The organism is Clostridium sp. C8 (assembly GCF_001010885.1).
Classification (GTDB): domain Bacteria; phylum Bacillota; class Clostridia; order Clostridiales; family Clostridiaceae; genus Clostridium; species Clostridium sartagoforme.
Window position 1 is genome coordinate 61,253 of sequence record NZ_LBMX01000103.1, and the last position, 21,453, is coordinate 82,705.

General features: G+C 30.0%; 21 protein-coding genes. All 21 read right to left on the minus strand.

Going from position 1 to position 21,453, the window contains the following annotated elements:
* Positions 1–3: 3 nt before the first annotated feature.
* On the minus strand, positions 4–447 hold the full coding sequence (locus tag AAT22_RS16715; protein WP_016207426.1) for a prepilin peptidase: 444 nt from the start codon (positions 445–447) through the stop codon (positions 4–6).
* Positions 444–779 (minus strand): hypothetical protein, encoded by a 336-nt coding sequence (locus tag AAT22_RS16720; RefSeq protein ID WP_047002082.1) that lies wholly within the window; start codon positions 777–779, stop codon positions 444–446. Before AAT22_RS16720 ends, AAT22_RS16715 begins: the two co-directional genes overlap by 4 nt.
* A 19-nt stretch (positions 780–798) precedes the next feature.
* Positions 799–1,008, minus strand: a complete 210-nt coding sequence (locus tag AAT22_RS16725; RefSeq protein WP_016207428.1) for a hypothetical protein — start codon at positions 1,006–1,008, stop codon at positions 799–801.
* Complete coding sequence (locus AAT22_RS16730; protein ID WP_016207429.1) at positions 1,008–1,841, minus strand: conjugal transfer protein TrbL family protein; 834 nt, start codon at positions 1,839–1,841, stop codon at positions 1,008–1,010. The genes AAT22_RS16725 and AAT22_RS16730 overlap by 1 nt, the downstream gene beginning before the upstream one ends.
* A gap of 66 nt (positions 1,842–1,907) precedes the next feature.
* Entirely contained in the window at positions 1,908–2,156 is a 249-nt protein-coding gene (locus AAT22_RS16735) for a DUF6133 family protein (protein ID WP_047002083.1), read from the minus strand.
* Positions 2,157–2,186: 30 nt separating this feature from the next.
* Positions 2,187–2,417 (minus strand): DUF6133 family protein, encoded by a 231-nt coding sequence (locus AAT22_RS16740; protein ID WP_047002084.1) that lies wholly within the window; start codon positions 2,415–2,417, stop codon positions 2,187–2,189.
* A 19-nt stretch (positions 2,418–2,436) separates the two neighbouring features.
* A complete protein-coding gene (locus AAT22_RS16745; protein ID WP_047002085.1) occupies positions 2,437–2,787 on the minus strand; it encodes an Mbov_0395 family pilin-like conjugal transfer protein in 351 nt (116 codons plus the stop codon).
* A complete protein-coding gene (locus tag AAT22_RS16750; protein ID WP_347457211.1) occupies positions 2,774–4,759 on the minus strand; it encodes a type IV secretory system conjugative DNA transfer family protein in 1,986 nt (661 codons plus the stop codon). The genes AAT22_RS16745 and AAT22_RS16750 overlap by 14 nt, the downstream gene beginning before the upstream one ends.
* A 247-nt stretch (positions 4,760–5,006) precedes the next feature.
* Positions 5,007–7,553, minus strand: coding sequence for a DEAD/DEAH box helicase (locus tag AAT22_RS16755; RefSeq protein ID WP_047002087.1), 2,547 nt, complete (start codon positions 7,551–7,553; stop codon positions 5,007–5,009).
* Positions 7,550–8,458 (minus strand): DUF1837 domain-containing protein, encoded by a 909-nt coding sequence (locus AAT22_RS16760; RefSeq protein WP_052954002.1) that lies wholly within the window; start codon positions 8,456–8,458, stop codon positions 7,550–7,552. The genes AAT22_RS16755 and AAT22_RS16760 overlap by 4 nt, the downstream gene beginning before the upstream one ends.
* Before the next feature lie 115 nt (positions 8,459–8,573).
* Positions 8,574–8,705, minus strand: a complete 132-nt coding sequence (locus AAT22_RS19585) for a hypothetical protein (protein WP_278279891.1) — start codon at positions 8,703–8,705, stop codon at positions 8,574–8,576.
* Positions 8,706–9,518: a relaxase/mobilization nuclease domain-containing protein gene (locus AAT22_RS16765; RefSeq protein ID WP_242849841.1), complete on the minus strand. Its 813-nt coding sequence runs from the start codon at positions 9,516–9,518 to the stop codon at positions 8,706–8,708. It abuts the gene before it with no gap.
* A 138-nt stretch (positions 9,519–9,656) separates the two neighbouring features.
* Complete coding sequence (locus AAT22_RS16770; RefSeq protein ID WP_047002088.1) at positions 9,657–10,457, minus strand: endonuclease/exonuclease/phosphatase family protein; 801 nt, start codon at positions 10,455–10,457, stop codon at positions 9,657–9,659.
* A gap of 85 nt (positions 10,458–10,542) precedes the next feature.
* Positions 10,543–10,845 (minus strand): plasmid mobilization relaxosome protein MobC, encoded by a 303-nt coding sequence (gene mobC / locus AAT22_RS16775; protein WP_047002089.1) that lies wholly within the window; start codon positions 10,843–10,845, stop codon positions 10,543–10,545.
* 143 nt (positions 10,846–10,988) lie between these two features.
* Positions 10,989–11,405 (minus strand): DUF6075 family protein, encoded by a 417-nt coding sequence (locus tag AAT22_RS16780; protein WP_047002090.1) that lies wholly within the window; start codon positions 11,403–11,405, stop codon positions 10,989–10,991.
* A 21-nt stretch (positions 11,406–11,426) separates the two neighbouring features.
* Entirely contained in the window at positions 11,427–12,410 is a 984-nt protein-coding gene (locus tag AAT22_RS16785; protein WP_047002091.1) for a DUF3991 and toprim domain-containing protein, read from the minus strand.
* A 21-nt stretch (positions 12,411–12,431) separates the two neighbouring features.
* Positions 12,432–13,148, minus strand: coding sequence for a JAB domain-containing protein (locus tag AAT22_RS16790; protein ID WP_047002092.1), 717 nt, complete (start codon positions 13,146–13,148; stop codon positions 12,432–12,434).
* A complete protein-coding gene (locus tag AAT22_RS16795; RefSeq protein WP_047002093.1) occupies positions 13,148–13,399 on the minus strand; it encodes a hypothetical protein in 252 nt (83 codons plus the stop codon). Before AAT22_RS16795 ends, AAT22_RS16790 begins: the two co-directional genes overlap by 1 nt.
* 24 nt (positions 13,400–13,423) lie before the next feature.
* Positions 13,424–19,663 (minus strand): helicase-related protein, encoded by a 6,240-nt coding sequence (locus tag AAT22_RS16800; protein WP_047002094.1) that lies wholly within the window; start codon positions 19,661–19,663, stop codon positions 13,424–13,426.
* On the minus strand, positions 19,656–20,645 hold the full coding sequence (locus AAT22_RS16805) for a ParB N-terminal domain-containing protein (RefSeq protein WP_047002095.1): 990 nt from the start codon (positions 20,643–20,645) through the stop codon (positions 19,656–19,658). Before AAT22_RS16805 ends, AAT22_RS16800 begins: the two co-directional genes overlap by 8 nt.
* Positions 20,642–21,427, minus strand: coding sequence for an AAA family ATPase (locus AAT22_RS16810; RefSeq protein WP_047002096.1), 786 nt, complete (start codon positions 21,425–21,427; stop codon positions 20,642–20,644). Before AAT22_RS16810 ends, AAT22_RS16805 begins: the two co-directional genes overlap by 4 nt.
* Positions 21,428–21,453 lie beyond the last annotated feature (26 nt).

A 21,453-nucleotide genomic window follows, 5' to 3' on the forward strand; every position in this document is an offset into this window, starting at 1 on the left:
TCCTTAAAATAATAAATAAGTTAAAAAGCACCCTATTGAAAGATACGGTGCAAGTGGGAATGATATTTCTTTATCCTTATTTTTAATTTTGTAATAAGCTATGTTAATTAATACAGCAAGTGTAAGTCCAATAAAACTTCCGATAAAGCCTCCTTTCAGTCCCAAAAAAAGTCCATTAGCAGCCATAAATTTAATATCACCGCCTCCTATTCCATCACCTTTTATAAATGCAGTTATTAAAAATGGTATTGGAACAATTAAAAATCCTAAAATAGAGTTAAAAGAATTTAAACTGCATAAACTCAGAAGTATTATAAGTACATGAACCTTATCTGGAATTATCTTATTTCTAATATCTACAATACTTGCATAAGTTAAAATTAAGGCATAAAAAAAGCCTCTCAGAACAATCAAATTCCAAAAGGCTATTTTAAATGCATCCTTCATCTTTTACCTATCCCCCATTCATCTAAATATTTGTACCTATAAATCTTCTGAGATTTATAGAACTTAACCATAAATTTCATCTGATCTACAACTGAAATATTTGTTTGATCTTTTGTTAGCATCATCACTGAACCTGCTATTGAAGATAAAATAAATACTACACAAAATGCTGTACTCTTTGAAATAAAATATATTACTGCATCTATAATTGCTGAAACTAAAGACGCAATTATGGCTTTTAAAAGTTCCTCCTTCCCAAAGCCATCAAAAATCTCTGTTCTAGTTTTTAATCCAAGTGGAATATATAAAGTTTCTTTTTCTTCTAGTTCCATTAAACTCACTTCTTTCTATTCAAGAATAATATCCTAATATTAATTCTTTAATCTGCCATATGCTTTCAGCTAGAATGTAGAAAAGCACTGTATTCTTAGCTCTTCTCTTATACATAGAAAACTCTTCCTCAGAAGTTCCCATTTTTATAAAACAATAAATAATCCTTAGTACCGCACCAGCTCTTATTAGCATAATGAAAGCATCTGCCATTTCTTTAATTAAATCCACTATTTAAAAGCTCCTTTCGCTATCTGTACCAATCTTACGGATTGATATATGGTTCCCATAACTCCTGAACCTTGACCACCAGATATAATAATAAATTCTTGAAGGAACCTAGGTGTTTTAATTGCAAGTATCAAAGCTGCTATTCCCCAAAACACATGTGTATTTAGCATTAATGCAACTCCTGCTTTTGCTAGTACTATTTGAACCATAACTGCAATGGTTGATTGAAAAAACTTCTGTATATAAGTTCTAAAAACACCTCTATCTGCATCTAACATTCCAACACAAGCTAATGGAAGTCCTATACGTAATATTAATATTTCCATACCTCTCATTAAAAATTGAAGATATAGTAAGAAAAAGCATATGAAAAATATCAAAGATACGATAGCAGTAAATAGACCGGCACTTGATATACCTGTGATTACTGCTGAAAAATCTGTTTTCATTCCTTTGCTTATCAAATTAATGACTTTATTGGTTAAATCCTCAACTACAGTAGTTAACCACAGATATAATGTTGGGAAACTTACTGCTATTGCAAGAGCTTTAAAAAATCCTGTAAGAAAAACTAAAGGGTCAGCATCTGCATCCCCTTCTGTCCATAATATATACTGTTCAAAGCCTTTCTTTAAGAACTTTAGAACTATAAGTGAGATTCCAAATCCTAAGAAAATGTTAAATACCTCTGTAAATCCATTAGTTCCTATTAAAGTATCCATATATCTTTCTGCATGAAGAGCTATTGGTACAAGATCATTTAAAAGTGAGTTTACATATACCAAGCAACCGCTAAGAATTGCCGCTATAAGCATTACAAACAAGGCTTCCAAAAATACTCACCTCCATTTTTAAGGCTTGCGATTAAAATACCGCAAGCCTTAATAAAAATCTTCATATTATTGTGGTAAATTGTTTCCACCACCAAAGTTAAACATATCAGTTATCCTTTGTGTTAAAGTAGGTAAGACTGTATCTTTAAATAGTAGATATAATCCACTAAGAATTAATGCACCTATTACTACCGCCATAAGTATCTTTACTGCTGTGTCAACAAAACCTTCTCCACTCTTGCTTTTTAAAACTTCCTTTAATGAATTAACCTTATTTATTGATCTTATTTGCAATATTAACATTAAATTTCTCATTGAACATTCCTCCAAAATTATATTTTACAATTAGCCTTTAAAATTAAACATTTCAGTTATTCTTTGTACTAAAGTTGGTAATACAGTATCTTTGAATAAAAGGTATAACCCCGAAAGTACTAATGCTCCTATTACTACTGACATAAGTATTTTTACTGCTGTGTCAACAAAACCTTCTCCACTTTTACTTTTTAAAGCTCCCTTTACTGAATTCACCTTATTTACCATATTCATTTGTGTGCTTAATACTAATTTTCTCATTCCTGATACCTCCGTTAATTTATTTATAATATCCAATTATCAAATTTAAAGTAGCTGAAGCTATAACCGCTCCAATACATGAAACTATAGCAACAACAATTCTGTTGTTCCATTTCTTTTGATCCATTTCATCAGCAGCACTTCTTCTTATAAAAAAATATATAATTAGAACTCCTGCCGCAACTGGTGAAAGAATCATCAGCCAAGTAGTTGCGTCATTAATAAGTTTTTCTGTACCTTTTGCTAGATTACTATCTCCTATACCTTCTGCATAAGCTGTTGTACTATTCATAAACAGAAAATACATAGATGTAGCAATTAAGCAAATCTTTTCTTTAAGATTTTTGATCTTACTTTTAATTTTCCTCATTATAAAGTCCTCCTGAATTCTTACTTTCCTCATAGAAATATCCTGATTGAACCTTTGAAAATTGTGATTTCATTTCTCTTTGGGTATTCTTTATTAAATTCAGTTCTTCATTTGCTGCATAATAAAGCCATATACCCCATAAGTCCATATCAAGCATAGTGATGTTTCTCGCTATTCTTCTACCCTGTCTTAATTCTCTAACCTTTCTGTTATGTTCCTTATCTCCAAGTCCAAACATTTTATTGAAATTCCAAGCTGCTAAATCTGGTGAATACATAATTGAAGGATTATTTCTTGAAGTAATTAAACTGTAAGGTCTTGAAATTTTTCTTATTTCATCTGCTGCAAGTAAGGCCCTATGAGTTAAATTAATACTTTGTGAACTAGATGGAGTAGAAAATTTTGCATGAGATGAACTTAAAGAATAAGTAGACACTGTATAATTCCCAAGTTTTTTTGATATTTCCTCAAGAGTTTCAATATCATCTGCCTGTAGGTAAATCCAATTTTCACAGTTTCCTTTAATGGTTTTAGCCACCTCCTTTCCATACTTTTCATCAAGCTGAGCAAAACTCTGTAGAAATAAATTAAACCTGATCCCTCTTCCACCACCAACGGTAAGCTTATTAGAGAAATCAGGTATTTTAGCAAAGTTTCCAAATTCATCAAGTAAGAAGTTAACTCTATTTTTTAATCTACCACCTCTTTCATCTGCTCTTTTAACTAGCTCTGCATAGTGTTGTGAAACAAAAAGGCTTGCTAAAGAGTAATAAGTAGTTTTCTCATCTGGAAGTATTATGAATATAGCTCTTTTTTTACTTCCAGTTTCTTTTGGATTATATTCACTTAGATTTGTCATTGAATTAATTAATGGATTTGTAAAAAGTCTTAGAGTTGTAAGCGCTGCTGTGTAAAAGCTTCCTCTTGTTTTACTTGGAGCTACCTCAGATATGGCAAGGAGTGCTTTTGCAGGATGAGATGCATTTAGCTTTTTAACATATTCTATAATTGGCATAGTTGTACCAACCATTTTACACATCTCACTTATAAAATAATAAACATTAGTCATATTTTGATATTTTCTGTTGTTGCCTTCCTTGTTGTCATAAACTACGCTCATTATGCTGCTTGCAATAATTGAAGCTTCTCCATCAGTCCATATTCTCTCACCTTTAGCCTCACCTACAAGCTGCGATGTTAAGTCCCAGGTTGCATCAATAGCTCTTGCGATATCATTATTATCTACAGCATCAATTACAGGTTGAAGAAAATTATATCTGCTACTTTTCTGTGGATTTTTAAAATCAATAGCTATAATCTCATAGCCTAATCTTTCTAAATAAGGATAAGTGTATTCGTAAAGCTCGCCCTTAGGATCACTTAAAACCATGCTTTCCCCTGATAGTGCAAGAATACCTATACTTTGTAGTACAATAGTTCTTGTTTTTCCTGAACGTGTAGCTCCAATGCATAATGTATGGACATCATCTCCTATATAATATATTTTTTCACTTCCTTTCTGCTTTTTATAGCCTAAGACTACCCCACCCTGCGGTAAAAGAATTTTGTCTGATTGTACTGAACCTGCTGCGGTTTTATCTTTACTTTTAATATCTCCTTTCTGTTCTTCCACTGCAAGTTCTTCTTGTGCTTCTTTATCTTTTTCTTGTTCTTTTTGATTTTCATTGTTTACTTCACACCTTTCATTAATTTCTTTTAAATCATCATATCCTTGTTCTATTAATGCCTTTACCCTGCTGTCATTTGTATTTAGAATAAAGCTATCAAAAGCTGAATCCTTCTCTTTTTCTGTAAGCCACTCAGCAGAACCAAATTGCTTTTGACCTGCTGGCACTGGTGTTGAAATTTTAGAAGTTATCTCCCTTAACTCACTCTGATACGGCTTATCATTGGCAAAATAATAAAACATTGAAAATAGAATATTAAATCCATTAAGGCATAAAAAAAGCATCAAGTGCTGTTTACTTGACGCTATACTCTGGATACAAGTTATTAAGTTTGGAATTTTTAGTATTGTCATTTGCTTTGAAAGCAGCTGATGAACTATTGTTGAAAAATAAATGTTTAGAAAAAGCCCAATCAGTAAGATGAGCAGGCTTATAATAAGTTTTTTCTTTTTGGATTTCAAAAAATCACTCCCTTATTAATAAAAAAATAAAGCTTAGATTATACTAAACCTTATTTTTCATCAATATTTATTACCAGTTTAAATATTCTTTTAATTCTATATATTCTTCCTTATGTTCTTCTGTAATTAAAGTTTTTAAAAGATTCTCATCAAACTCTACTAATTTTCCATCTTCAAATGTTAAACATTGGCTATAGTTTTCTAAAATAAATAAAGATAGATGTCTTGGTAGTCCAATATTTTGCAATTCAATTATAGATAAGTCTGTTGTACCATATTCTAAAAATTCGGCCCAATTAGAAATATGTTTCTTATCTTTATATTTTTCAGAAATAATAAGATAATAATTTAAAAAATAATTTTTTAGTTTATACCTAAGAACATTATCAATATCAGAAATCAAGTTATTTATTATAATATTTATATGTCTACGACTATTTCTATTAAAATTAACATACTGATCTTGATCCCAAATAGCACCTTTTTCTGAATAGTATTTTATTAAATTTATAATCATCATATTTAAAGGAATACCTTTCATCCAATTATGCATTAATACTGCAAAGTAATTTAATCTTGATATATCTTTCACCAAAGGATTGCGTCCTCCAGACTCTTCTTTGCCCCAGTTATATACTTGATACAACTTATTTAATGCTAATTTTAACGAGTCAACACTCAAATTGTCATCTAAAAATAATATTTCTTTGTCATCCATATTCCAAATGCTATTTTGATAAATTGGTTTTATTGTAGAGCATTGCTCTAAAATATATTGTGGTATTTTGTTTTGCTTTTCAACTTTTTCTAGAATTTGTTTTGCTTCTTTATTTTTCTTTAAAAACTTATTTATTAATAACGACTCATTACTTGTAGCTTGATGTATAAATGTTATATTAGCATAATGATTCCATATATCTTTTTCTGTTTGTGATGCATTTTTTCTAGTAAACTCATTATTTTGTAAAGATAATGCTATATTCTTATAAAAATTCTTTTCACCTGAAATTACGCTTGGAATAACTTTTTGTATTTTTTTAGTTTTAACAACTTCCAAATCTTTATCCAAATTATCCCATCTGTTTAATTTATCAACAGCTCTTAAACAAATAATATTACCACAAAGCTCTTGATTTAATCTACCAGCTCGTCCAGCCAAATTCCAAAAATCTATATCTGTAAATTTAGTAAGTCCTATAGCATTACTAAGAATAAAAATATTTTTAGCTGGTAAATTAACACCCTCTAATAGAGTTGATGTACAAAATATATACTCAATTGCTTTATCTTTAAATAAAATTTCAATTCTTTCTCTTATTCTTTGTGGCAATCTTCCGAAATGAAATGCGATTCCTTTTTTTAGACAATCAATTAAATAATAATCCTTATGTACATATCTTTTTATTAGATCAATTATCTCATCCAATCTTTCATCTCTAGATTCCTGCAATCTTTCCGCAAAAGATAATGCAAAATCAATAGTATCTTCAACAGTATTGCAATAAATTATATTTTGATTTCCTTTTCCTAAATAAGATAGAATATCATTTAAACTTGCCCTATTATAAATATCTCCTGTTATCAAATCAATCTCTTTTCCATACTCTGAAAAAAATGAAACATTTCCTCTTATCAGGTCTATAAAAAATCTATTTTGTGATACAGGCGACTCCTCTATAACCATTTTTTCTTCTGAACTTTTCTCAAATAATTGTAAAAAAACTTCTGCATTTGGTATATTAGGAGAAGCAAAATACAACTTTACGCTTTTTCTTTCAGCAAGCAATACTGAATGATAGTATAACGGAGATCGAGAATCTTTTTTCGAAATAATCTTTTGAGCTTCATCAACAAACATATAGTTTATTATTGGATTATCTCTGTTGGCAAAGTATGAAATTAATCTTTCTGGTGTAAACACAAATATATACTTATACTCTTTTTTTCTGTAAATAATAGGCACTATAGGATGTGATAATACTTTATACCTTTCATTCTTTATTTGTGCTTTTAATTTGTTTGATACTTGATTTATTAAAGCTCTAGTTGGAACCAAAATTACAACATTATCAACTCCGCACCTTTCAGTTATAATATAATTTATGAACGCCTCCATTATAAAAGATTTACCAAAAGATGTTGGTCCAGAAAAACTATAGTGATTATTCTTTTTTAATTCTTCATAAAGTCTATACTGTGGATCCGTGAAAATTACACCTTCAAAAGGTGATTCTTGAAATACCTGTTTAGTGTATTTCTCCAAAATAATTTCAGTAGTTCCTAAATCATTTTCTTCACCAATTGCTAATTTCAATGATGGAAAATTGCCAAGTTTGGTTAATATTTTGCTTGCATAAAGTTTATACTGAACATCTTCTTTATAAAACTCATATAACAAACTTACTATCTTATATGATTTATTTTTTGCTTCTGCACTTTCTGACCTACACAATATATCTGCAAATCTTAAAATATCATTATACTCTTTTTCAGATAAATTAATATTAAAATAAACTTTTAAAAATTTATATGCATATTTTGTTTCAATTTTTTCTAATAGTTCCTTAAAATAAGGATCTTGTATTGCTTTTTGAGCTAATGACTCTATCCACTTCATTTTGTTAATTCCTCCATTACTTTTTTTCTTTTCTCACTCATTTCTGTAAATGGAAGAACATAAATATAAAAATTATGTCCATATAGTTTATATTCATCAATTTTTTTATTTATGTGTTCTAATCTTTTATTCACTTCAAATTCAATCTGTTTTTTTATTTTATCCCTAAACATATCATTAGGCATTTTTTTATCTTCATCTGTTACTTGTATCTGAAATCCAACAAAAATTCCAAATGCATCATCAACTTCAAAATTACTATCTTTTTTAGGATATATAAGCTTTTCCAAAAATTGCTTTTCATCATCTGAAAAAGTTTCCTTAATTAAATTATCGCTAATCAGTCCTTTTTCATAATTAATACCACTTTTGCTATTTCCTTTTTCATTAATCTCGTTTTTAAATTCATAAATTGATTTAAATGCATCTGAAATTGCGGCTGTAAGGTCTTCTATAGTTTTAGACTCTCCAAAAATCAGCTGATAATTTCCATTTTGTAGTTTTAAAAAATGTATCCCGTCAGCACCATTAACATAATGGCTAGTAGAAGTTTTTAATTCCAATTTAGTCAATATTTTAGGTGCCTTCAAATGTGTTTCTAAAAAACAATATAATAATAGTTCTCCAAGCTCTCCATTATTTCTAGCATAATTTACAAACCTTTCCCTTGCTTTTTTTGACAATTTCATAGGTTTATCACAATATTCTTCCTTTACTTTTCTTGAAATAGAATAATCTGCTATTGGCTCTAATAAATTGTTCACAAGTAAATCATAATCAAATTCATTAGCATTAATTTTAAGAAGAAATAAACTAATTTTATTCCTGTTATAATTATCAATACCTTTTGTCCATATTTCGTCAAAAGAATCTAAAAAATCAACTCCTGTTAAACTAAGCTCCACTAATATCCCCCCATAAGAATCTAACCATTGAATAAATCTTTATCAAAACATAGTTTATTTCTATCTTACCACATTTCAACAATATTTTACATATTGTATTTAAATTACAAGTTTATTACATGTCGTTTTGCCAATCTAATCCTCTTCCTTTGCTTTCCTCAATTGCTCTTTCCTTCTTTGCTTGACCCTCAAGTTCTGTTAAAGGTAAAAGAGACTTATAATTATTACTATTATCCTTACAAATCATTTAAATTGCTGTCAGTATCAATTCTATTTTTGCCTCAAGCTGCTCTTTATCAGCCTTCTGTTTATTTAATTCAAAAGCTTTAAGAAGTGCATCTTTTGTAAATTGTTCTGGGGGATATAATTTGCTATTCCTGCACTTCTTTCCATCTGGAATCGTAAAAGTTATATATTTTCTTTCATCTATCCAATCAACTTTATAGCCAAGCTTATTCATATTTTTTATAAACTCATCCTTACTTCTGCTACACCATTTACAATGTTTTACGGCAAGATACAGCTCATATTTCCAACTCTGCTTTTTATCCGTTGCTCTATATTCTCCCCTGTTTTTGTGCTTTCCTTTTTCTCCATCAACAACAATAAGACCATATTCTTTGCACAATTCATCTGAATATTCCTTGAGACTTTCTAATTGTTCCTTAGATAGCTGCCACTTACATCCTTTTGAAAAACTAACTGAATTTATAATAAAATGAGTATGAAGATGTTCTTTGTCTGTATGAGTTGCATATATTACCTGAAAATCATTAAAAACTTCATGCTCCAAAAGTTTTTTACATATTTCATTTATAATTTCTGCTGTAGCTTTATCATTAGGCGAAAAAGATTGAATAAAATGTATAAACTGTCTCCCCTTTTCTTTATTAAAATTCTGCTTAATCATAACAAACTCTTCATAAGCTGTTTCTGGTGAACAATCTTTTCCTCCAGTTAAATGTTCTGATGTCTTTAGAGGATTCTTTATATAATTTATAGCTCTTTTCATGCCTTTATAAGTATTATTGGAGCCATTAATAAATTCTATTACAGCCATAGCTTCACCTTACTTTTTCACTTAATTACAGTAAAAATAGAAAGCACCTGCTATTTAATAAATAACAAGTGTTTTTATAATTTTAATATTCTCATAATATTCGAAATTTATTATGATCTCATATAAGTTATGAATACATTATAACAATAGATTGAGAGATGAATGATCTGTAAAAAAATTATTATCTGTACGAGGCTTGTCATCAATTTCTATTTCTTTTAACAATAAAAAAGCAGTAAGTGTCATTAGTGCATAGTCAAGTCTGGATTCTTCACGATTTTTGGTAGTATACGTTGCTTTTTCTGGTGAATTTCCTCTACTAGGCCATGCATCTATAGCACCTAGACAAATTAACTCATCAAACTTCCTTTTTTGAATTGTATTTTCGGCATATACATTCATATCACCAATAATGATGAGATTTTGATTAAACATTTTCTTATAATAATTAATAATATCATCCCACATGACACTTCCACTATAGTTATTTCCTTTTATCATTGGGATATGAACACCTAATAAGTGGATATTTTTGTTACTATTATATAATTCAACAGCTCGATTATATAACACATACCCATCACCAGTATTAGAGCAAATATAATCTTTATTTTCTTTTACAATCCAATTTGATTCTTTTCTAATTATTGCACACGAAATAAAATTGGGTCTACATGTATATAGATAGTTAGGTGGTATTAATACCATTTCTTTTTCTTCAAGTTGAGTTTTAAAATTTTGAAAAACTTCATTACGCTGTTTATTTTTATAGGGAACTTCATGTAATACAACAATATCATTTTTTTCACAAACATTTTCTATTAACAACTGAATAACTTTAGTCATATATTGATTTGTTATAGTCTCTAAATCATTATTAAAATCTTTCCAATTTTCTTTTCCTAAAAATTGATTAATATTTAAAGATATTATTTTCATATTCTACCTCTTCATAAATTATGATTCATTATACAAAATTATATTCCTCTTCTATTGAATTCTCAATAATTCTAAAGATTTTATCTTATTTTCTAATTTGTATAAGCTTTTCCCATATCTCTTTCAACATCTTATTCACAGAATTTACATCTGGACAAGTTATCTTTCCTTGGTGGCAAAGCATTGTTAATTGATTAATATTTGTACCTACTTTAGAAAGTTGATGAGTAAAGTCTTTTATTCCATCAATAACCACAATATCTTTATTAAGTGCAGAAGCTATAACATAATTGCTAAAGGTCATATTAGCTTTTTTAGCTTTCTTTTTTATTTGCTCTATTTCATCTTCTGTCATTCTAATATTAGTTTGAACATTTCTTTTTCTCATTCCGTCCCTTCTTTCTAAGTGACTTTTAAAGGGGCTTGGGGATTTCCCCATTCTTAACAAGCTATTGGCTATACCAATAGGAAGCTTGCCCTCACCTCAAACCCATGGTTTTCGTTCAGTCCTCTTGGATATTGAAAAAAGAACTAAATTTCAAATTCCTCATCATTTTCCTGTTCCATGTCACAAATTTTTTCACTTTCAATACCCCTTCCAAACCTTATATCTATTGAATTCATTGCAAGACTATAATTTTTATCATCCAAACTATAAAAAATATCAATAGGCGTTGTATATTTATCTTCATAGCTGTTGAACAAATTAAAAGCTAATCTTACAAGAGCTTTGGCACTGCTTGAAAGATCAACATTACCATCATCAAGACAGTTAGCTTTAATACCATTACTTTCAAAGTCATATAAAAATTTTCTCTTTCTAAATAAATCCTCATTACCTGCAATAATATAAAATAAAGAATACCTTTCAGTATCCCTCGGATGTGTATTATCTTTCTGTATTAGCTCATTAAAATTAACTGCATTTTCCTTATTTAAAAATTGCATTTCAAATCACCCTTTGCCTTTCTAAATACTCATATCATCAAACTCATTTGAGTAGTCGCCACTTCCATAAATAGCATCATTTTCACTTATTTTTGTTACCTTTGACTCCTTAATTAATGCTATTAAATCCTCATTAAAATCCTTTCTTTTAGGTTTATGCCTTACAATTTCATATCTATCTTTATATTTATTGAAAATCTGATTACAAGCAAAATGCCCTGCCTCATCATTATCAAGGCAGAGCACTATTTTATTTATATTAGGATTTTCTTTTAAGTAATATTCAAGAGCTCTATCAGCAACACCCCCAAGAGAAATGCAGTGATTTTCAAAATTTTCTATATTGTGCTTCTTAATTAAGGTAAGATAACTCATAAGATCAATAGGAGCTTCAAATGCACATACTGTATTATTCTTTCCAGGCTTGCAAAATGGATAAGCTTTATCTGAATTTTTCACATCACATCTAAAAGAATTACCTGTAGTATTTGTACTTCTTATACTTCCATATTGGGGATTATTCTGCTTATCAAATCCCACAAATACGCAGCTTCCATGTGTATTTTCATATATCTTATGATCTTTAACAAAATCTCTTACAATTTCACTATCAATGCCCCTTGAATTAATAAGATATGCAAAGATATGTTTATACGTAATATTTTTTTCTGGAAGAATAAATTCTCCTTTTATTTCTTCTGCAATAACTTCTGGAGGTTTATATCGTATAATTTCATCTGTTTTTCCTATTAGAGTTTTTACTGCATCTACCCAAGATTTATTCTCCATTTCCATTACAAATTGAATAGCTCCACCACCTTTATTCTGAGAGAACCAATTCCATTTATGACCATCACTATGAATATATAACCCGCCATAACCATCTATTTTAAAGGAACGAGAGGTAACTTGTTTTATTGGATATCCTGCACTTAAGGCATAGCTTATTATATTTGTTTTATCAGCTTTAGATATTTCCTCATCATTAAATCTTAGCTTTTCCATTACCTTCTACCTCTAATAAAATTAAAGCTCCAGTTCCTCATCTAGTTCAGAATTGAAGCTTTGATTTTCCTCTAATAAATTTTTATCTTCTATTTTTATTGGTTCATAACTTGCTAATTCATCTATTGCTTGTGGCATATAGCCCTTCTCAGCCATTGAACAATTATTAATTCCTGCAACTATTATATGATCTAGTATTTTGATTTCTAAAGGATTAAAAATATTAACTAGCTTCTGAGTTAAAGCCTTGTCTTCATTGGAAGGAAAATTAGCGCCTCCAGGGTGATTATGAGCTAGAATCATAGCTTTGCAATCACAAGCTAGAGCTTCTTTTAAAATTTCTCTTGGATAAACTACTGCTTGAGATATATTACCTTCCGACATAGTCTTGGTTTGAATTATGTTATTTCCATTATCTAAAAAAGCTACCATAAACTTTTCTTTATCCTTTACACCGCTTAATAAAGGTACAAAATATTCTGCCGCTTCCTTTGGTGTAGAAAATTTAATTTTATTTTCATTTTCATGAGCTTTCAATAAATTATAAGAAGCTATAAATTCTTTGAGCATTGATATTTTTTCTAGCTGCTTATCATTTGGTTCAATAACCTTTGGATGCTCTAAAATATTGAATGGATTATTTTCTTTTGCATACTCTTCTATTTTTTTAATAGAAATTCCTGTTAAGGTATTTAAGCCTTTTAAAAAGCTATAAGTATATGGCTTATTCTTTTCCATTAGAGTGCACCTCCAATACTTTCCTCAAGAGTTTTATCACTTAAAGTTTCCAATACGAACTGCAAACCTTCGAGTTTTTCATATACCTCATAAGGAAGTTCCATTTTTTCATAATCCTTAAAAAAATTATCCACTCCATGATTTTCAATGTATTCTTTTATTCTTTCCTCTGTATCTACATCTAGTTCTAAAAGCTGTGCCATTAAAGAACATAAATACTTATAATTATCTCTATTAATTTTCTTATTCACTTACCTCACCTCAATCATATTTTTCTAGATTGCCATTTCATCACAATCTTCATCTTTAACTACTTCCATATCATCTACTTCATTATTTAAAGCATCTTCATCTAACATAACTTCAGCTTCTTTTTTATTTAAATCAAGCAGAGAGTTAAGTTCAAATTGTCGTGATAACTTTTCTTTTAAAGCTTCTTCATAAGGAAAAGGTTTCTCATATTCTATTTTTGACTGTTGCATGTTTCTTTTGTATTCCTCGATTTTTTCTTCTATGCTTTCCATCTTTCCTTCGAGATTATTTAACATATTCTCAATTCTTAGCATATTCCCATGAGCACTATCTCCAAGCTCTACAGTGTATTTTAAATTACCATGGATTAAGAGTTCATGCTTTTCAAAGAATAAATTTTTCCTAAGTTTTAAATCAAAACCTTTATAGTTTCCTACATGAAGCTCCTCACCTTTTGGTATCTTCTCATAAAGACTTTGAAGCATTGTTCCTGCCTTTTCTCTTTCATCAAATAACTTGCCATTTATTGTTATCAAAAAATCCTTAGCATCTTCCATATTTCTTTTATCAATATCCTTGATTATACACTCTAGCTTACTTTCAGCTTCATTAATAAGTTTTGGATACTTAAAAATAAAATTATCCTGCATGGTATATTTTTGACTATCATAAGCAGCTTTTAAAACTTTAAGTCTTGATACTTCATTATCAACATCCATTTTTTCTTTAATTAATGGATTTCCTGTAGCTAAAGCTTTAACTTCTGCATAGGATAATACAGTTTCATCTATATCTTCACAGTTTCTTGCAACAGATTTGGAAGTCATTATCTGAGATATGAACTTTTGCTTCTGCTCTACAATCTGCCAAAGGTATGAATCAAAGGTATCTTTGGTAACATACCTATAAATATTTACTTCTGGGTTTATATTTCCTTGCCTTAAAATTCTTCCTTCTCGCTGCTCTATATCACTTGGTCTGTAAGGGCAATCTAAATGATGAAGTGCAATTAGTCTGTCTTGAATATTAGTTCCAGTTCCCATTTTAGGTGTACTTCCTATGATTATTCTCTTATTACCTGACCTCATATCAGAAAATATTTCTTCACGTTGTATTTCATTTTTCGCATCATGGATAAAGCATATTTCATTTTCAAGAATTCCTTTATTTATTAGTTCTGCTTTAATTGAATCATAAACAGAAAAACGCCCATCTGAATTAGGCGTTCCCACATCGCAAAATACTATTTGAGTTCCTTTTACACTTTCTGATTTTTTATATTCCTCATAAATATTTTCAATACATCTATTAACCTTTGAATCGGGCTCATTTATTGCTTCTTTGTTAATAAGCCTTGGATCTGTACCTAAAAGTCTTGCTTCATTGGTTATCTTAAGCATATTATCTACAGAAGGATCAACCATTCCATTTCTAATTCTTTCAGCTCTTTCAACATAGTTTTCCATTTCATGTTTTATAAACTCGCTTGGCTCCGAAGATACTAAAATGTATTTATCATCTTTAAGTTTTGGCACTGGCAGTTTTAGCATATCTGAGGTTTGAACATCTGCTATATTTTTAAATAAGGTCATTAGTTCTGGAAGGTTTGTAAACTTTGAAAACCTACTTCTAAACCTATAACCTGTACCTTCTGGAGCAAGTTCCAATGAAGAAACTACTTCACCAAAGCTAGCTGCCCAAGCATCAAAATGCTGAATACCTCTCCTTTCAAGTTCATGGTTTTGAAGATACCTTTGCATTACATACATTTCTGTCATAGAATTTGAAATAGGGGTTCCTGTAGCAAATATTACTCCCCTGCCTTCATTTATCTCATGGATATATTGGCATTTCATAAGCATATCACTGGCTTTTTTAGCTCTCGTATTGGATATTCCAGCCACATTTCTCATTTTAGAAAATACTGCACAGTTTTTATAATAATGTGCTTCATCTACAAACATAGTGTCAATACCAAGCTCTTCAAAGTTTATAACATCATCCTTTCTTGATTCATCAAGAAGTCTTTTAAGTTCACTCTCTAAACTCTTTTTAAATTTCTCCATCTGCTTTATAGACCAGTTTTCTCCTCGCTCTCTTTTAGTAGCTTCTATGGCATAGGTCATTTGCTCAATCTGATAATTTAACATTCTTTCTTGTCTTTCCTTTGAAATTGGTATTTTTTCAAATTGCGTATGCCCTATAATTATTGCATCATAAGCCCCTGTAGCAATTCTACTTACAAATCTTCTTCTATTTTGTTTTTCAAAGTCTTTCTTTGTAGTAACTAAAATATTAGCTGAAGGATATAATCTTAAAAACTCTGCTCCCATCTGCTCTGTTAAATGATTAGGAACTACAAATATGCTTTTCTTAGAAAGACCTAATCTCTTCAGTTCCATACCGCTTGCTATCATTTCAAAGCTCTTTCCAGCACCAACACAATGAGCAAGAAGTGTACTTCCACCATATAAAATTCTAGCTATAGCATTTACTTGATGCTGTCTAAGTTTAATATCTGGATTCATTCCTGGAAAGGTTAAATGAGATCCATCATATTCTCTAAGCCTTATGTTATTAAAGTTTTCATTATAGAATTCAACATACTTCTTTCTTCTGTCAGGATCTCTGAATATCCAGTTCTTAAATTCTTCCTTAATCTGATTTTGCTTTTCTCTTGCCAACATAGTTTCCTTTTGATTAAGGACGTATCTTACAGTATCGCTTTCTTCTATTCTGTCTTTTACAGTAACAGTTCTAAGGTTTAAAGTTTCTTCAACAATATAGTAGGCATTAAGCCTTTTAGTTCCAAAAGTTTCTGTTGCTGCCACAGAATATCCATCTACCCCCTTATTTTCAATAACCCAAGATGCATTAAAATTATTATAATGAACTTTTATTTCATTGCTGCTATAACGAGAACCTGAGTTTTGTGCATACTTTGGAGTTCCTAAGGTTTCATAAATAAATTTTTCTATATCTCCTTCATCAATCCATGTTATTCCAAGCCTTATATCAATTTCACTTGCTTCTAAATTTATTGGCTGAACTTTTTCTAAGGCTTCTATATTTTGTGTAAAAAGCTCTGGATTAGTTTCAGCATAAAGTTTTGCCAATTTTAATTTATGTCTCACATTGCCACTTAAATATTCATCTTGAGTTTCCCAGCCTTGAAGTAAATCATCTTTGCTATATTTTTCAGGATTTAAAAATATCAGACCTTTAAGTTCATTTATAATATTTTCTCTTGTGCTATCATAAATTTCTAGCATTAGAGATATATCTACTGTTCCTTTTTCATTTAAACTTACTGTAAGAGCTTCAATGGCTGTATCTACTTCTGTTATCTTTTCAAGTGGCCGTATAGTTTGTTTAGTGAACATATCAGCTTTAGTAACATTTTTGTTTTCATCTACTACTTCAATGGAACATAAGAGAGGATAATCATTGTCATCTCTAAAAGCTGTATTATTGGTTCTTGCTGTTATATATCCATGATTTTTAACAAAGGTATCATAACGTTTATTTAATATTTCCTGTTTTTCTTTTAGCTCTTCTTGAGTGCAGCCATTTGTTTGAATATCTATTATTTCTCTAGTGATTTCTCTTATAGCATGGAGACCTTTTATCCTTTCTAAAGTCTTTCCTGTAGCTTCAATTTTTCTCATTACAGCATTTTCTCTATAATAAAGCTGATTATCTATAAAAGTATAAGTGTAGTTTCTCACATTAGGATCAGCAGCAATAAAATCTTCTGTAGCAGCTTCTTCTCTTTCAAAACTTACTATATTAGCATTTAGATTTTCAACTACTCTAGCTAAAGCTTCACTTAAATCAAAATTCTCATCTTCATTAACTAAGGCTGTGTATTTACTACCTTCACCAAACATTCTCTGATCAAAAACCATTTTCCCAAGAAGCATTTCTGGATTATCAAGGAAGTATTCATTTATAGGAACTCCATCTTCTGTTTTTGCTACATGAAGCCAATTTTCTTCTGTAACCTGTACCCTTTCTCTCTTTTGTAGAAATATAATATCCGCAGTAACATCTGTATTTGCATTTGATTTAAAGGCAGTATTAGGAAGCCTTATTGCTCCAATTAATTCTGCACGCTCTGCAATGTACTTTCTTACACTATTGTTTTCTTTATCCATGGTTCCTTTTGAAGTTATAAAACCTATGATTCCACCTGGTCTTACTTTATCTAAAGCCTTAGCAAAAAAGTAATCGTGTATTAAAAAATTATGTTTATCATATTTAGGAGCATGCAGCTTATAATCTCCAAAGGGAACATTACCTATAGCAACATCAAAGAAATTATCTGGATAGTTATTTTCTTCAAATCCTTGTATTTTAATATCTGCCTTTTGATAGAGCTGCTTTGCTATTCTCCCTGAAATATCATCAAGTTCTACTCCATATAACTTAGAGTCTTTCATGCTGTCTGGAAGCATAGAAAAGAAATTTCCAACTCCCATAGAAGGTTCTAAAATGTTACCTATTTTAAATCCAAAGCTTTCAAGTGCTTTATATATTCCTTCAATAACTGTAGGTGAAGTATAATGAGCATTAGGCGTTGATGCTCTTGCAGATACATAGTCTTCAGTAGTAAGTAGTGCTTTTAGCTCTGTATATTCGCTATTCCATCCTGTACTATTAATATCAAAAGCTTGAGCCATACCTCCCCAGCCTACATATTTAGCAAGTATTTTTTGTTCTTCTGCTGTTGCAAATCTATTTTCTTCTTCAATAACCTTTAAAGTTTTAATGGCTTCTATATTGTTTCTAAATTTAGTTTTAAGTCCTCCAACTCCAATTTCATCTTCTGGACTATAGTTGTAATTTATTTTCTCAGCTTTTTCTTTTGCATTTGTTTTTTCTTTAGTTTCAGATTTTCTATTAACTTCATTGTTATTTAGCCAGCCTAAAATATTAGCTTCATAATTTTCTAATGTCCTGTTTTTATACTCTTCCCATTTAGAATTTTTGTTTTCAGATTTAATTTCATTATCTTTATCTGAAATATCAACTCTTTCCTCTTTGGTATCCGCTACATTTAGTGCTTCTTTATCCTTATTTTCAGGCATTAAAAAAGAGCCACTTTGTTGTGACTCAAAAATATCTATTTGCTTTATCTCATTTTGTAAACTATCTCGTGAAGAACTATCTCCTCTGCTGTTTCCTTTATTTTCTCCCTGTGTTTGAAGCTCTCCATGGTGTTTTCTGGATTCATTATCGGATCTGTCTTCAACATTTGCTCTATTAATATTTCTAGCCTCTGATGTGCTTCCTCGTTCACTTGATGCATTTTCTCCATCAGCTCCCCTTGTGCTAGAAGTAAGCTGTATCTGTTCTGATGATTGTTCTTTAGATAATTCAACGCCATCTGACCGTATTTTCCTAATGGCGTCTGATCCATTTCCTTGTTCTTTGATATTTGTATCTCTGGATAAAGTATTCCGTCTATCTCCTTGTAATTGAGATTTAAGTTCTCTTTCATAATTTTTTTCGCTCCTTTGCTCTCTCATAATTTTATATATTTCACTTTCAAATTCTCTAAGAATTTGCTGAGATATACTGCACACAGAATTTCCAAGTCTAAAAGTTAATGGTAGCGTATTAAAATGAGTTATTACCATAAATGTATTTTCATCATTAAAGCTTGAGTCTTCTATTCCACATCTTTTCGCCACCAAATAATTAACACTTTCTATAATGGTTTGGGTAAAATAATTTATAAATCCTTCTTTCGGCAAATCTTCAAGCCAAGTTTCTTTAATATCTGCCTCATAACCATCAATTATATTATCAAATTCCTCGTTAACTTTAATATCTGTAACACTTGATATTAGTATCTCTATAGAATTACTATCTAAATTATACTTTTCATTTATGTTTTTTAAAAGCTTTATACTGATTCCATCATCAAGCTTCCATAACTTAGGAATAGTGTGTTGTTCTCCATTGGTATCTTTAATATCAAATAAGTATGTTAATTTGAGTGTTGGCATAGAGGTATCAAAAACTGCTATACTTCTTGTTCCTTTATTTACATATCTTCCGACTTTTCTGTTCCATATCTCCATTGTAGCAACCATTGAAGCATCTGGTCTTTGAGCATAAATCAAAACTGCATTATCGAAGTTATACTTATAAATTCTTGCTGAAAAATCCAAGAATTCTTTCCATTCTTTCTTGTTAGATGTTACTATGCTTGTAATCTTCTCATATACTTCTTTAACCTCTATTATTCTACTCATCTAATACCTCCTTCCCCTGACTATCAAAATATAACTTTAGAGCTTTATCAATAATCTCTTCAATTTCTGGCTGCTTAACTTCTGGTTTGAAATATTTGCTTATTAGCTTAGGCTTCAATTTGATAGTCGCAGGCTTGTTTGACTTTGCCTTTTTATTAATTTCTCCTGAAAGAATTGAATGAGCTGTTTCTTCATCAAGTTTATTTTTTTCTGAATAATCCCTTAAGACTTGTGATTTCTTCAAATCAATTTTAAATTTATTTTCAATAAGTATAGCTTCAATAATATTTTGTTCATCTTCTTTTAAATATGAAAGTTCAACAGCTGCAAAGAATGGTATTTCTTCTATATCAAGTCTATCTTTTAATTCTTTTATAAGGTGACAAATCCTTAAATATCTTGATACTGTTCTTCCTGATAAATTAAAACTTCTTCCTGTTTCATCTGCACTTGTTAACTTCTCGCCTAATAGTCGAGAAGTTTCTTCAACCTTCATTTCATCAGCTTTTAGCATAGTTTCAATTTCTTTTAAAAGGTCTGTTCTTTTGCCTTGAGATGTTAGTGCTTTATGATGTTCTGATAAAGCAGCAGCTCTTTCTGAAAACAGCATATCAGTAAAGGACCTCTGCATAAGATTGGTTTCAGTTACTATAAGAATAGCTTCTTCATCGTCTATGTTTTCTTTTATAGATACAGGAACTTTGTTAAGTCCTGCAACCTTTGCAGCATTAACCCTATTATGTCCAGACAATATCTCATAACTGTCTCCCTTTTTTCTTACTATAACAGGCACAATTATTCCTAACTCTTTGATGCTTCTGACCATATTATCAAATCTTTCACCCTCATATAATTTGAAAGGATGATTTAAAAAAGGTATCAGTCTATCAATTTCAACTTCTATAACGCCAGAATTAGTATCACCTTTAACTTCACTGTCTCCAAACATATCATCTAAGCTCATCAACTTTCTCTCACTCATATTGCAGCCACCTCCTTAGCAAATTCTCTATATGCAATAGATACTTTATTTTTAGAATCATATTCTATGGTACTCTTGCTTTTCATATTAGCCTCGCCAACCTTAACTGAAGTTGGTATCTTATTTTCAAAAATATTTATTCTGCTTCCATAAGCATCCTGAATTATTGATAAAACTTCTTTTGAAAGCTTCATTCTTTCTGCATACATGGTTAAAAGTATTCCATCAACCTCAATCTTAGGATTTATTCTTTTCTTAACTCTTATAATATTTCTAAGAAGTAACTCCAAGCCTTTGGCTGAAAGATATTGAGGAGTAACAGGAATAATCACACTATCACAAGCAGCAAGTGCATTTATAGTAAGCATACCTAGTGATGGAGAACAATCAATAATTACATAGTCATAATCATTTTTTATTTCGTCAACAATAGATTTTAAAACAAGTTCTCTGCTCATAACATTAACAAGGGCTATTTCGATTGCTGATAGCTCTAAGCTGCATGGAATAATATCAATATTTCCTGCCGAAATAAAATATTCTTCCTTTTTAGGTAAGCTTTTTTCTTCAATAGCAAGAGACATCAAGTTATATATTGTCGTTTTTATACTGTCCGTATTGTCATATCCAAAGCATACTGTTAAACTGCTCTGCGGATCGAAGTCTATAAGTAATACCTTCTTTCCCATTTCTGCTAATGCATATCCTAAATTTAAAGTTGTTACGGTTTTGGCTACACCTCCTTTTTGATTTACTATTGAAATCACCTTATTACTAATCATAAGATTTGCCTCCTCATTATTTTTTG

Coding starts and splice junctions, on each gene's coding strand:
- AAT22_RS16800 (WP_047002094.1), bottom strand. CDS start 19,663: ATGAGTAGAATAATAGAGGTTAAAGAAGTATATGAGAAGATTACAAGC.
- AAT22_RS16745 (WP_047002085.1), bottom strand. CDS start 2,787: ATGAGGAAAATTAAAAGTAAGATCAAAAATCTTAAAGAAAAGATTTGC.
- AAT22_RS16780 (WP_047002090.1), bottom strand. CDS start 11,405: ATGCAATTTTTAAATAAGGAAAATGCAGTTAATTTTAATGAGCTAATA.
- AAT22_RS16755 (WP_047002087.1), bottom strand. CDS start 7,553: ATGAAGTGGATAGAGTCATTAGCTCAAAAAGCAATACAAGATCCTTAT.
- AAT22_RS16735 (WP_047002083.1), bottom strand. CDS start 2,156: ATGAGAAATTTAATGTTAATATTGCAAATAAGATCAATAAATAAGGTT.
- AAT22_RS16715 (WP_016207426.1), bottom strand. CDS start 447: ATGAAGGATGCATTTAAAATAGCCTTTTGGAATTTGATTGTTCTGAGA.
- AAT22_RS16790 (WP_047002092.1), bottom strand. CDS start 13,148: ATGGAAAAGAATAAGCCATATACTTATAGCTTTTTAAAAGGCTTAAAT.
- AAT22_RS16720 (WP_047002082.1), bottom strand. CDS start 779: ATGGAACTAGAAGAAAAAGAAACTTTATATATTCCACTTGGATTAAAA.
- mobC (WP_047002089.1), bottom strand. CDS start 10,845: ATGAGAAAAAGAAATGTTCAAACTAATATTAGAATGACAGAAGATGAA.
- AAT22_RS16805 (WP_047002095.1), bottom strand. CDS start 20,645: ATGAGTGAGAGAAAGTTGATGAGCTTAGATGATATGTTTGGAGACAGT.
- AAT22_RS16765 (WP_242849841.1), bottom strand. CDS start 9,518: ATGGCTGTAATAGAATTTATTAATGGCTCCAATAATACTTATAAAGGC.
- AAT22_RS16810 (WP_047002096.1), bottom strand. CDS start 21,427: ATGATTAGTAATAAGGTGATTTCAATAGTAAATCAAAAAGGAGGTGTA.
- AAT22_RS16770 (WP_047002088.1), bottom strand. CDS start 10,457: ATGAAAATAATATCTTTAAATATTAATCAATTTTTAGGAAAAGAAAAT.
- AAT22_RS16750 (WP_347457211.1), bottom strand. CDS start 4,759: ATGCTTTTTTTATGCCTTAATGGATTTAATATTCTATTTTCAATGTTT.
- AAT22_RS16785 (WP_047002091.1), bottom strand. CDS start 12,410: ATGGAAAAGCTAAGATTTAATGATGAGGAAATATCTAAAGCTGATAAA.
- AAT22_RS16740 (WP_047002084.1), bottom strand. CDS start 2,417: ATGAGAAAATTAGTATTAAGCACACAAATGAATATGGTAAATAAGGTG.
- AAT22_RS19585 (WP_278279891.1), bottom strand. CDS start 8,705: ATGATTTGTAAGGATAATAGTAATAATTATAAGTCTCTTTTACCTTTA.